This window comes from Paenibacillus sp. GM1FR (assembly GCF_002803315.1).
Lineage (GTDB): Bacteria > Bacillota > Bacilli > Paenibacillales > Paenibacillaceae > Paenibacillus > Paenibacillus amylolyticus.
The window spans coordinates 999,151-1,011,914 of record NZ_MKZL01000011.1 but is presented as its reverse complement, the minus strand read 5'-3'; the positions used below and the strand labels follow the sequence as shown (position 1 = coordinate 1,011,914).

The window sequence follows — 12,764 nt, the reverse complement described above, 5'->3', positions numbered from 1 at the left end:
GGTTTCTATGAAAAAGTAAATTATGAGAAAGCAATTCTCTCTGCATCTGACATCCTGTATTGGGTTAACAAATAATCTTTGCTTTGCATCGCTGCATGACGAATCGCATCCAGATCAACATTCAACAGTTTACCCTCTCGCTTCACGAGTCTACCTGCCACAAAGACCGTATCCACGTTGGATGGATTGGCAAATTGCACAACAGCGCCGATTGGATCATGAACGGGGAACATATTCAGATCGGTGGTACGAATCATGATCAGATCCGCTTCCTTCCCTGGGGTCAACGTACCCACCTTCTGCTCCAATCCCAACGCTTGGGCACCAGCTGAAGTTGCAAATCTCAGCACTTGGCTGGACTGCAAGTTCAACTCACCAGGCATCTCACCCTGCTGTAAAAGTTGTTCATTGGCTCTGGATCGTTCAGCCTGAAGTGCAAACTTCATCTGCGAGAACATATCTCCGCCTGCAGACGTCACTACATCTATACCAAGTGTAGGTGTTCCTCCATGTTCAAGAAAATAGCCGGTGGCCGGATATCCATGCCCCATCATCATTTCAACCTCAGGTGTGACCGACAAGGAAGCGCCGCTATCTGCCAGCATTTTGTATTCATCCATGCCCATGGTGTTACCATGAACGATATTCACCCGTGGACTTAAGAGTCCGGCTTCGTACAAGTGACTGATCGAGCGATCCACAGATCCCCAACTGCCAAATCCGGCATGCATGGAACAGATCGCATCCAGTTCTTGTGCTAGTTCAATCTCTTTCACGGTTGTATCCCAATGACTGAACTCCGGACCACGAATGGCAAGCCCATAAGTAAGCAATTGATCCCGTGATGAAAAATATCGTTCTTTGACTCTTCTCACATCATTACTCGAATACGTGAGTTGACTATCCCGATTCCAGTAGTCCGTCTCACCAGGGACTCCGTGAGCAAATACCGCCCGAATGCCAGCATCCTGAAGTCCACGAATCAGTTCATCCGTATGGTCAGGGGAATATGGCATGCTCCAATCCATTACTGTCGTCACTCCTGCGTTAAGCGCTTCCAAGGAACCGAGCAGATTGGCAATATAACTATCTTGTGGGCGGAGCTTGCTTCCCATCGCACCATAATAGAGATTTTGCAAATAAACTGGTAACGACCAGTTGGTTCCCGCTGTTTTGACAAGTGATTCCCACATATGCCGATGTGTGTCCACCAGCCCAGGCATAATAATCATCGATGAAGCATCAATGATCTCCGCATCCGGAATATCCAGGTCGGGCTGAATAGCCATGATTAGTGAATCCTGAATCAGAACGTCCGCCCTCTTATACTGTCCAATTTTAGCATCCATCGACAACACACAGCCATTTTTCAACAGATAACTTGTCCGCACAAGAAACATCTCCCATCTATTTTGGTTTGAAAGACGATCACATCCTGCTTACGAATCCGTACTGCTTCTGACTATTTTTTCGCTAGTATATATACATTATATAGTTATTGTTAGTATTTATCAATTTTGGGATTTGCGTTTTGCCCGAAATCTTCTAACCTTCATCAGATTGCCACACATCTTATCATCACAGTACTTCTGTGTTCTGCTTCGGGTATCATCATAGAACATCCAGCGACAATCCGAATTATCACAGATCCGGATCCTGCCGCCTTCTCCCTCTACCAAAGTCAAAGCAAAGTCAGCAGCTACCTCAGCTATAACCTGATGCCAATGCGCTTCCACAGCTATCAGTTGGAGTTTCAGTTCCTGATCAATTGTAGTCAATGTTCTTCTCACATGCCCTGCTTCCATAACGTCGTTCAACCATTGTTTTTCTACATCTGTTAATAATGCTCCAGAAGACAAGCGGGCTCCAAGAGCTATCAATTCATTCCTGAAATTTCTCATCGACAACTCATCTTCTGGAGATGCAGGGACAGAAGCGTTAAGTTGCCATCGTTCCAGAAAATCTTGCTGCCAGCTCGCCTTCCCGAGTCTGTCCTCCGATCGATCTCCCCCACGCCAGTCGTGATAATCGCTGTTTACAAAATCGGTCCATAACCTGTCCATATATACCTCCGTTCAATGTAACCATCTAATTAAATAAAGAAGGTTACAACTCATCTTTGATGTGTTATATTGAGTGTAACCTTATTAATCAGTTTTAGCTAGTTACATCACCTATCACAATTATACGCAAGGAGGAAAAGGCAATGACAAAAACAACAGCACTAGATGTGTTACTTATTCAAAAGGATGATACTTGGGATCAATGTAATTGGATTGTACCTTTGTCGAAATCCTTGGAAGGTCTTACAGCAGAACAAGCAGCCTGGATTCCACCCTCAGGAGGATTAAGCATCTGGCAGTTGGTTAACCATATGTATTATTACAACCATCGCTTATTATGTCGCATGCAAGGTAAGGAGCCTACCCTTCCTGCTGTAGACTCCAATGAATACACATTTGGTAATCCGGGAGATGCAACGGATGCAGCTGGTTGGAATACACTGATGCAGGGTACAACTCGATTAGCCCAGCAGTTGCGAGATCAATTAGCTGCACTACAAGAGTCTGATCTTGAAGCCGCATATATGGACTCCGAAGAGAAATGGGCACACGAACTAGCTCGCTGGGTACTCCATGATGCGTATCACGCAGGTCAGATCGTGCTCCTTCGCAGACAGCAAGGAAGCTGGAAAATCGTTTTCTAAAAAAAATGCTTGAACTGCTAGCGCTTACAGGAATAAGATGAACTTATTAATGTTACAGCTTGTTCAACACACTATATAATTGAATAGGATCTTCGGGGTAGGGTGCAATTCCCAACCGGCGGTGATGTTCTTCGGAACCAGCCCGCGACTCGCTAATTGTTCTTAACGAAGGACATTCAGCGACTGACTTGGTGTGAATCCAAGGCCGACGGTACAGTCCGGATGAGAGAAGATCAACACATTGACATGCCGTTCACGGGAAGGCCTCTTTCCTGACGCATGTCCTTGGATGAGCCCCCGTGGTATATACCAAAACGGGGGCTTTTGTCGATTTTGCCAACTGAAGATTCCGTGTTCTGACGAAGGAGTCCTGAATATGGAAAAGACATCAGCAGCATCACCTGTTTACCGCAAGGAACGAAGTAATACCGGATTCTGGCTTGTAGTTCTCGGCGCCGCCTTATGGGGGGTCGACCCACTCTTCCGAATTATTTTGCTAAACACGATGACATCCACGCAGATTGTACTGGTGGAACATATCATCGTCAGTCTTATTGCCATTCCCGTGCTGTGGAAATTCCGGTCTGACCTAAAAAACCTGCGCGCTCGCCACTGGATTGCCGTGATTTTTATCTCATGGGGAGGATCAGCACTCGCAACGGTATTGTTCACCATGGCGCTTACACATAACGATCCGAATACGGTGCTTTTATTGCAAAAAATGCAACCACTCTTCGCTATCGTGCTGGCTAAACTGTTATTAAAAGAGACGTTACCACGTCGCTTCGGTGGATTGTTCTTCATTGCATTAGCAGGAACGTACCTGCTTACATTTGGCTTCACATTGCCATTAGGTAACTGGGACAACTGGATTCATGCTGGAAGCTTGTTATCCCTTGGGGCTGCTGCCTTATGGGGAGGTTCAACCGTTATGGGACGATTGATGCTGGGTCAGGCGCGTTACGAAACCGTCACCTCTCTGCGCTTTGTCGTTGCTCTCCCGCTCCTGATCTTTATGACGTGGAATGAAGGTGCGGCATGGACGTTTCCGTCCGGAACGGGTGAACAGACTGCTGTCATCCTCAACATTCTCGGTCAGGCATTGTTACCAGGTCTGCTCAGTCTTCTGTTGTATTACAAAGGTCTGTCGTCAACCAAAGCTTCTGTTGCAACACTCGCAGAACTTAGCTTCCCGATGGCGGGTGTGTTGGTGAACTGGATTGCTTTCCGTACACTGATTACATGGGAGCAGTTGCTTGGTTTTATCCTGATCTGGGTGGCCCTCTTCGCCATTTCCAGACAGCAGGAAAGATCATCAACTGCGGCCGATGCTGCACCAAAGCTGCGTACAGAATAAGTAGATATATCTGAGGTTCACATATAAACAAATAGTCAAATATAAAATAAAACCATTGCACATCAAATTAGATGAGCAGTGGTTTTTTTATTTCCATGACTCGATATTACTCGTTCATTTTCTCACTTAGCAATATGAGCTATTGACCCTGTGCTTTATTTCTATATCGCATATGCAAATACTCCCCCTCTTTTCCCTCCAACCTCATAACGAGTATGCATATCATCGCACTACGATTCTTCTATGTTTTGTCTTTTGTCTAATCCGGTGGTACGATGACATATGGAATAAACAGATGAATTATATTCAGAGAGGAACGATCATGATGTCTTCATTCTCATATACCTCCTACGACGCCGTAGGTTTGGCTGAACTGATCCGATCCCGGGAAGTATCCCCGGTTGAAATGCTTGAAGCGGCGTTTGCACGCCTTGAAGAAGTGAATCCGCAACTTAATGCGGTTATTCGTACATATGAATCTCGCGCACGTGAGGAAGCCGGTTTGGTTCTCCCTGGAGAACAACCTTTTGCCGGTGTTCCCCTGCTCCTGAAAGATATCTCGCAATCCTTGGAAGGTGAATTTCTGACTTCAGGCTCACGTTTGTTCAGCGAGCATCGGGCATTACGCAATTCCAATTTTGTCACTCGACTCCGTGATGCAGGCTTTATCTTCATAGGACATACCAATACGCCTGAATTTGGTTTAAAAAATATTACCGAGCCCCGTCTTCATGGTCCAACTCGCAATCCATGGAATATCAATCATTCCCCAGGTGGTTCAAGTGGTGGTGCCGCTGCCGCTGTAGCTTCAGGTATTGTTCCTCTTGCGGGAGCCAGTGACGGAGGAGGTTCGATTCGTATCCCGGCTTCCTTTAGCGGATTGTTTGGATTAAAACCAACGCGTGGACGGACACCTGTGGGGCCTGGAGTTGGTCGTCAATGGCAAGGCGCATCGATTGATTTTGCCCTCTCTCGCTCGGTTCGGGACAGTGCTGCATTGCTTGATACGTTACAAGTCATTCAGCCCGAAGCTGCGTTCCATGCTCCACTCTTTCCAGGCAGTTACTTGGCTGATATGAGCTATCCACATCAACGCAAACTGAAAATTGCATACACAACGGATTCGCCCGTGGGAACACCTGTCAGCGCAGAAGCCAAAGAGTCTGTATACAAGCTCGTTCGCTGGTTGGAAGATCAAGGTCATCATGTTGAAGAAAAACTGAGTCCAGTCAATGGAGTTCGGTTGATGGAGAACTATTACATGATGAACAGCGGTGAGATGGCTGCGATGATCTCTTCCATGGAACGATCCATGGGCCGGGCTCTGACCTCCGATGATATGGAGATTGAATCTTGGGTTCTGGCTGAAGCAGGCAAAAAGGTGTCCGCTGCGGAATTTGTACATAGCTTAGCTGAATGGGATGTAGCTGCAGCCCAGATGTCCACTTTGTTCGAGCGTTATGACTTCTACGTCACACCTGTTAATGCTTTTCCTGCGCCTAAGATTGGTGAATTAACGCCTCATGACGAACAGATTCGTAACCTAATGCGGATTAGTGAATTGGACAAGACCCAGCAGCAGCAACTCATCTATGAAATGTTTGAGCCAAGTCTTACGTATACACCGTTCACCCAGCTTGCGAATCTGACAGGTCAGCCTGCGATAAGTGTACCTCTGCATATGACACCTGAAGGGTTGCCAATGGGCGTTCAAGTGATGGCAACCAAGGGACGCGAAGATTGGTTATTACATCTGGCTGGACAGCTTGAACAATCAGACCTCTGGATCGGGATGAGAGGTAATCCACTGTTCCCAGCATAAAGGCATATAATGTGGTTTGTGTTTAAATTCACCATTGGATGTTCCTGCCTGAGTAGAGTACGGCGCCATAACAGTGCATGAAAGCTTCATCTGCTCCGCATACTGAAAGCAAAAAGTAGCGGAGGAATGTGACGGATGAATACGAATCAGCGCCATAAACAGTCTTATCGTATCCCAGCCAAAACGGGATATGCCCTGAAAGTAAGCAAGGGTTCTTTACTACGCATAACGGATCTGGAGGGACAGCAAGTCATTGATTTTGTGGCATATGATGCTACGGATGCTAACCATCGCTTGGATCCCGGCGTGACAATGGACGTATTGCGTACTTATCGAATTAAACCAGGACAATTTGTATATTCCAATCAGTATCAACCTTTACTCAAGATTGTCCGTGACACCGTTGGGGTACATGATTTCTTCAACTCTGCTTGTCGTCCAGAGATGTATGAGGTGTTATACGACAAAAAGGATCACGCCAGTTGTTATCACAATCTGAACACGGCACTAGAACCCTTCGGAATCTTACCGCCGGATCAACACTATCCATTTAACCTGTTTATGAAGTCCGTTGTAGACAGTGAAGGCAAGATTGATGTTGTAGCTCCCGACTCTCGTGCAGGTGATTATATCGAGATGGAGGCATTAATGGATCTCACAATTGGGCTCTCCGCCTGTCCTTGTGAAGAAAGCTCATGCAACGGATATAACTGCACCCCTATTCAATTGGATGTGGAACTTTAACAGAATGAAAAGGCCTTGACACAGTATGAGATAAAAGTAGTTTGTTCTAATTCGCTCCTTGCGGGAATACGATGACTTGTACCCATTTTCTGTGACAACTGGTACAATTCATCGAACCCGTTAAGGAGTGAACGTGTTTATGTCTGTACTGTTCAGTTATATCATTCTGGGAATATCATTGTCCGCTCCAATCGGTCCGATTAACGCCGCCCAACTCGACCGTGGAGCCCGCCACGGATTCATGCATGCTTGGATTCTAGGACTCGGAGCTATGTTTGCAGATTTGGTGTATATGCTGCTGATTTATTTTGGAGTTGCCCATTTTCTGGACACGCCGTTCATGCGCTCTTTTCTCTGGTCATTTGGCAGTTTTATTCTGATTTACACGGGAGTGGAAACGCTCTCGAAGCTAAAGCAAGGCATTCAAGGTACATCTACTGCGGAAGCAACTGTTCGAAAATCTTTTATTTCCGGATTTTTGATGGCCCTGTCCAATCCACTGAATATATTATTTTGGCTGGGGATCTACGGCTCTATTCTCGCGACAACTGTGAAACATACGGATACTGCTCATTTGCTGCTCTACAGTTCAGGCATATTCATTGGTATCCTGGTATGGGATGTCATTATGGCTGGAATGGCCAGTCGATTCCACAAACATAGCAGTGAGAATGTATTACGCTGGATCTCTATCATTTCGGGAATCTGCCTGATCGGATTTGGTTTGTATTTTGGGTACGAAGCTGTACGTTCCATTTTTTTCTGACAACAAAATCAGGCTGGACAGTCACCCAACTTCCCCCACATTAATACTGTAACGGTATCATGTGGAATGGAGTTGGGAATCAATGGCGGAGCTGTATAGTGCCGACGAAATAAACACCTTGTTTGAGCGTCTTCCATCTTGGCAGCAGGACGCTTATTCGCAATTTGCAGATATGATCGCCGATGAAAATAATACGTATCCGTGTGTACCTGGACGAATGGGATTTCTGTCAGGGCATTTGAGGTACGGCTTTACGTGTGACCCCCGATCTGAACATGCTGCCGAAGATATGGCCGATCTGCTTAGACAATATGGTCCTGTCTCCAGAGACACTGGTCATTACGCTTCCATGGTTGTGATCTGTGAGACGCCAAGTGATCTGAAAGATCATACAACGGTAGAGCAATATCAGACGTTATTCTGGCAAATGCTTAATCGGGTAAGTTCACACGATACCGAGCCGTGGCCGGAACATATTTCAACCGATCCTCATGATTCATCATGGGAGTTTTGCTTTGGTGGAGAGCCTTACTTTTGTTTCTGTGCAACTCCTGCACATGAACTCCGAGCCAGCCGGCATTTTCCTTATCTCATGTTTGCTTTTCAACCACGGTGGGTATTCGAATCCATTAATGACAACACCCCTCTTGGCCGCAAAATGAAAACCTTAATTCGCAAACGTCTCGCTGCGTATGATGCTGTACCTGCTCACCCTTCGCTGATGTGGTATGGTCAGCAGGATAATCTGGAATGGAAACAATATTTCCTGCCTGATGATGAGCAGACACCTTCCAAATGTCCATTCATGCGGATGAAGCAAGCCCTAGGCAAGTTGACGAAATAATCTTAAAGCACTCATTAATCCGTTGTGCGACCTCCACGAAAGTTGCTGAAAGGTACTTATGGTTTGGATGGTGCTGACTGCGGTGTTTTCGAGCCACGTACCTTATGAACAACATACGTGATGATCCCAAGGAACACCAAAAGTCCCACACTTGCCAGCAGACCCGTTCTGCTGGCTTTTTCCATCGCTGTCCCAGCCACAGCAGCCACAATTAATACTATGGCAATCCACACTTTGATGCGATTCCACTTCACGGGCTTCATTTTTTTAATGTACGTGATGCAGATGAGCAGCCATGTATACATTAATACCAGACTACCTGCTGTCGTCACATATTCAAACAAACTCTTGGGCATCCATAATGCCATCAACGTAGACAGGACTAATCCAGCCGCTGTACAACACAATGCCTGAAGTGGCATGTCCTTTTTTCCCCGGGTCTTCGTGAACAACTTTGGTGCATCTCCATCTTCCGCGAGTTTCACCAACATGGACGTAATGGCATATAACGAAGCCACCATTGTCGAGAATCCGGCTATAATCAGAATTCCGTTGAGAATGTGGACCACAACAGTGAATCCAATGGTTGACATGGCTTTGACAAGCGGACTTTCATCTGGAGTTAACTGAACTGAAGGCACAAGCAACAGGATCAACGCAATTGCAATCACATAGAGTGTACTCACCGTCAATAGCATTACTCGACCTGATTTCACTGCATCTTTTGGTTCTTTCAGGTTAGCTGCCATCAAACCCATAACCTCGATCCCGGCAAAAGCAAAGAATGCATAGATGAAACCGGTCCATACGCCTTTACCTCCATGCGGGAACCATTCATTCTTCAATTGCTCGGGTGTGACTTTTACAGGTAACCAACCCAGACAAGCCGCTCCTGCTATAGCTATAAATGCAACCGTTGCAGCAAGTTTGATTACAGCAAGAATATTCTCCGTTTTGGTTAATCCCTTCGCTCCCAGTGCAGCAATGAACAGACCTATAGCGGCATAGATCGCAACAAATGCCCATAGCGGAAACTTGGGAAACCAGAATTGAGAGAACAGCCCAAGTGCCGTTAATGAGCTGCCCATGATGAGCATTTCAGAGAACCAGTACATCCATCCACTACCAAAACCAGCCCAAGGTCCGAATGCTTCGCCCGCATACGTTCGAAAAGCACCTTCCTTTGGATCTTCTGCGGTCATCTGTGCCAGCGCACCAAATACAAAGTAAGTACCTGCCGCCGCCAGCACCAACAATATAAGTACGGATATGCCTGCCCAATGAATCGCGAGACTGGTTCCTAGAAAAAATCCCGTTCCCAGTGTGCAACCCGCGCCAAACAAGGATAGGCTGACCCAACTTAATTTTTCGTCGTCGTTTTTACGGTGTTGCTGACTTTTCATGAAGCTCCTCCTTCTGCCTTATCCCCTTACGATTTACAGGTCATGGAGGTTTTATGTCTGTATTACCAAAAGAATTATTATAGTTTACATAATAATTAATATGTTAAAATTTTTCTGATAATGAATTTAAGCTGTATGCTTTTAGAGATTATTCATAAAGATATATATTCAATTTGATTAAAATTCGTAAAAAAATTGGTTGACTTCAATCGCTTAGAATGGTTTCCCTTTTAAACTTGGTGGTGTGTCAATGTGGCTGTATGAGCGATGGTAACTAAGGTGAGAAAATGATCTTTCTATTGTGAATTTTTCATATGTTGAAATATTATAAATTAAGTCTTTATTTCTATTATCTCGAACGCGGACTGCCCATTTTTCGTATTTTCTCAATATCTTCGTCGTTTTTTATAAATTTAGTCGCTTATAAGAAGGGATATTTCCTGGGATTTTTCCTCTTTCATCCTTTGTCACCCGTTTTGAACTAAGCTGACGTATAGACATTATTCCCTAAATTTTTTTGCAGCCCCTGATCCGAAAGTTGTTATGAATTTTTCATATATTGAAAATATTTTATGTTTATCATAAAAAAAACCGCCATATGGCGGCTTCGCTAATATTTCTGATTTAAGTCCGGCCAGTCCAATCTGCTCCGGCGATTTCTTTCCATCGTGCTCTAATCTCATCATACAGTTCCTGGAGGAGTGGCCCTTTAGCCACAAGATCAGCATTTTGCTGCCAGCGATTGGGCTTGGCTGTTCCTACAATAGCTGTGTCTACACCTTTGGTACTTAGCGTAAAACGCAGTGCTGTTTCCACCGCTACCTGGGCATCTTCACCCAGAAAACCATAGTTCAGTTCACTTAAGCGCTTCCAGTATATAAATGGATAAGCCTCTTCTGAAAGTGTATCATACGTCCAGGCCGCATTGGCAATTGGTCTTTTGGCGATGACACCCATGTTTCTTTTTCTTGCCTCAGGCAACGTAAGATCAATTGCTTCCTGATCTGCGATATTTAATGAAGTCTCCAGGCTGTCAAATACTCCGGTCTGAATCGCATATAGCGCATCTGTTGTATCCCCACTGTATCCGATAAACCTAGTCTTACCTGATTCCTTGGCACGCTGTAGCACTTCGATCACTGCTCCTTGTCGGAGTACTTCTTCGGAGCAGCTATGCAAATGGATAACATCCACATAGTCCGTTTTCAGCCTTTTCAGACTGCGGTCAATCGTTTGCTCCAGTACTTTGGCATCCCAATCCGGACCTTCGATCCCGGTAGCATGTCCACATTTGGTGAACAAATAGTAGTCATCACGCCGATGTGACAACACCTCGCCGATTAATTCCTCGCTGTCACCGTAACATTCAGCCGTGTCTATCACGTTTAATCCAGCATCCAGGGCACTATTCAGCAATGTCGCTACATCCGTTTTGGATACATTTTTGCCTATTTCCGCTCCGCCAAATCCAAGTGTACTTACGTTCATGCCAGTATTACCGTACTTGCGCGTTTCCATGGTTATCTTCCTCCAAGTTCAGTGAATTGGGTACAGATAAATAGAAATACAGATTAACTTCAATTTCCCTTATGTTATTACCCATGATTTGGTTATGCCACCCACTTTTCCAAACTGCAACCAACTTCATTTATTTAAAAGCCATAAATGGACATTCCACCGTCAACCAATAACGTCTGACCCGTTATGTATCCCGCTGCATCTGATGCCAGAAATACAACCGGCCCTACCACTTCTTCCAGTTCTCCCACTCGCTGTAGCGGTGTGCGGCTTACAATTTCCTGCAAATACTGGGGATCATCCAGCAGTTTTTCAGTCAGAGGTGTTCGGAAATACCATGGCCCTACTGAATTGACACGGATTCCATACTTGCCCCATTCCAGTGCGAGAACTTTGGTCATATGAATTAACGCAGCTTTGGTCGCACCATATACAACCCCTGTCCGCAAAGCCGTATGCCCACCTACCGAAGAGATGTTAATGATCTTCCCAGTCCCACGTTCTTTCATATGCTGACCCGCCAATTGCGAAGCAAAGAAAGCAGATTTTAAGTTTGTCTGCATGATGGTCTCCCACTGCTCGTCTGTTACTTCAAGTGCTGGTGTCCGTATGTTCATACCTGCGTTATTCACCAGAATGTCCAGGCTACCCATCTCCGAGATCGCCTCTTGAAACGTCTCTTCCATTTGTTCTTTTGATGTCACATCCGCAGTCAGAGCGAGCGCTTTACGCCCTGTCTGTTCATAGATGTAGGCTGCTGTCTCCTCAATTTCTTTCATCGTTCGGGATACAAGTACAACGTCACTGCCTGACTGGGCAAGTCCAACCGCAATTGCTTTTCCGATCCCTCTCCCTGCACCTGTCACCAGTGCTGTCTGTCCATCGAGATGGAATGTGGGTACGTTCATGTCACTCACTCCTTCATCAGATTCTTTATTTCAGCATTCAAGCAGAATGCTTTATATGTAGGTAAACCCCGATGGGAATCAGGTTACAAAATACTGGCTTGGATTGCCCAGTTCCGGATGGAACTTTTCTCGAAAGCGGCCTCCGGTATAATCCCCTATAATTTTTCTCCAGAACGCCTGCGCAATAACATTGTTCCGAACTTGGGTCACTTTCCATCTTCCTGGAAAACGTTTAAACAGCTCATATGCTGCTCGAGTGCCCACTCCACTGCGCCGATATTTTTGCATCACAAAAAACTCAGTCAAATAGTAGTCGTTATCCTTACTACCAGGCTCCAATTTCTCCACCAGAGCAAACCCTGCAGGTGCCCCATCACTTGTAATCAAAAAAGGAAACTTACGGTCCTTTTCTGCCCAGAATGCCTCCAGACCGGGATATTCCGGAAAAATGCCGTTACTGTCCACATCAATATTCAGGTATTTGGTAAAATCATATAAATAAAATTGCATTAAATGCCGAATCACCTGACTGCGTTCCCGGGGAACCAGTTCTATTTTCATATTCATCCGGTTCACCTCCTCTGCTCTACGTATACTAATTACTTTAAAGGTTTACGCGCCGAAGGGCAAGGAAGCATACCCTACTTACTGCCTGCTTTGGTGAACAAGCTGTTAGCATGTAAATTATGGTACAC

Annotated in this window: 12 protein-coding genes and 1 riboswitch; of the genes, 6 read left to right on the top strand and 6 right to left on the bottom strand. The window is 45.5% G+C overall.

Annotation, left to right across the window (positions count from 1 at the left end):
- Positions 1-20: 20 nt before the first annotated feature.
- Positions 21-1,400, bottom strand: a complete 1,380-nt coding sequence (locus PAEAM_RS10275; RefSeq protein ID WP_100527416.1) for an amidohydrolase family protein — start codon at positions 1,398-1,400, stop codon at positions 21-23.
- Positions 1,401-1,511: 111 nt separating this feature from the next.
- A complete protein-coding gene (locus PAEAM_RS10270; RefSeq protein ID WP_100527415.1) occupies positions 1,512-2,063 on the bottom strand; it encodes a CGNR zinc finger domain-containing protein in 552 nt (183 codons plus the stop codon).
- 143 nt (positions 2,064-2,206) lie between these two features.
- Between PAEAM_RS10270 and PAEAM_RS10265 the strand changes: the two genes are divergently transcribed.
- The 6 genes from PAEAM_RS10265 to PAEAM_RS10240 all read left to right on the top strand — a co-directional run bounded on the left by PAEAM_RS10265 (position 2,207) and on the right by PAEAM_RS10240 (position 8,240).
- Positions 2,207-2,707 (top strand): DinB family protein, encoded by a 501-nt coding sequence (locus PAEAM_RS10265; protein WP_100527414.1) that lies wholly within the window; start codon positions 2,207-2,209, stop codon positions 2,705-2,707.
- Positions 2,708-2,791: 84 nt separating this feature from the next.
- Positions 2,792-2,945: riboswitch (FMN riboswitch) on the top strand.
- Positions 2,946-3,083: 138 nt separating this feature from the next.
- Positions 3,084-4,064 carry a DMT family transporter gene (locus tag PAEAM_RS10260; protein ID WP_074095439.1) on the top strand — a complete coding sequence of 327 codons (981 nt, stop codon included), beginning with the start codon at positions 3,084-3,086 and terminating at the stop codon, positions 4,062-4,064.
- A 325-nt stretch (positions 4,065-4,389) separates the two neighbouring features.
- Positions 4,390-5,886: an amidase gene (locus tag PAEAM_RS10255; protein WP_165789888.1), complete on the top strand. Its 1,497-nt coding sequence runs from the start codon at positions 4,390-4,392 to the stop codon at positions 5,884-5,886.
- Positions 5,887-6,021: 135 nt separating this feature from the next.
- The gene (locus PAEAM_RS10250; protein WP_076250280.1) at positions 6,022-6,630 is read left to right on the top strand and encodes a DUF1989 domain-containing protein; all 609 of its coding nucleotides are present in this window, start codon (positions 6,022-6,024) and stop codon (positions 6,628-6,630) included.
- A gap of 139 nt (positions 6,631-6,769) precedes the next feature.
- Positions 6,770-7,396 (top strand): LysE family translocator, encoded by a 627-nt coding sequence (locus PAEAM_RS10245; RefSeq protein WP_017688112.1) that lies wholly within the window; start codon positions 6,770-6,772, stop codon positions 7,394-7,396.
- A gap of 82 nt (positions 7,397-7,478) precedes the next feature.
- A complete protein-coding gene (locus tag PAEAM_RS10240; protein WP_047843355.1) occupies positions 7,479-8,240 on the top strand; it encodes a YqcI/YcgG family protein in 762 nt (253 codons plus the stop codon).
- 56 nt (positions 8,241-8,296) lie between these two features.
- Here PAEAM_RS10240 and PAEAM_RS10235 read toward each other — a convergent pair whose 3' ends face one another.
- The 4 genes from PAEAM_RS10235 to PAEAM_RS10220 all read right to left on the bottom strand — a co-directional run bounded on the left by PAEAM_RS10235 (position 8,297) and on the right by PAEAM_RS10220 (position 12,636).
- Entirely contained in the window at positions 8,297-9,643 is a 1,347-nt protein-coding gene (locus PAEAM_RS10235) for an amino acid permease (protein ID WP_100527412.1), read from the bottom strand.
- A 624-nt stretch (positions 9,644-10,267) separates the two neighbouring features.
- On the bottom strand, positions 10,268-11,161 hold the full coding sequence (locus PAEAM_RS10230) for an aldo/keto reductase (RefSeq protein ID WP_100527411.1): 894 nt from the start codon (positions 11,159-11,161) through the stop codon (positions 10,268-10,270).
- A gap of 134 nt (positions 11,162-11,295) precedes the next feature.
- A complete protein-coding gene (locus tag PAEAM_RS10225) occupies positions 11,296-12,069 on the bottom strand; it encodes an SDR family NAD(P)-dependent oxidoreductase (RefSeq protein WP_100527410.1) in 774 nt (257 codons plus the stop codon).
- 78 nt (positions 12,070-12,147) lie between these two features.
- The gene (locus PAEAM_RS10220; protein WP_036613700.1) at positions 12,148-12,636 is read right to left on the bottom strand and encodes a GNAT family N-acetyltransferase; all 489 of its coding nucleotides are present in this window, start codon (positions 12,634-12,636) and stop codon (positions 12,148-12,150) included.
- Between the last annotated feature and the right edge of the window lie 128 nt (positions 12,637-12,764).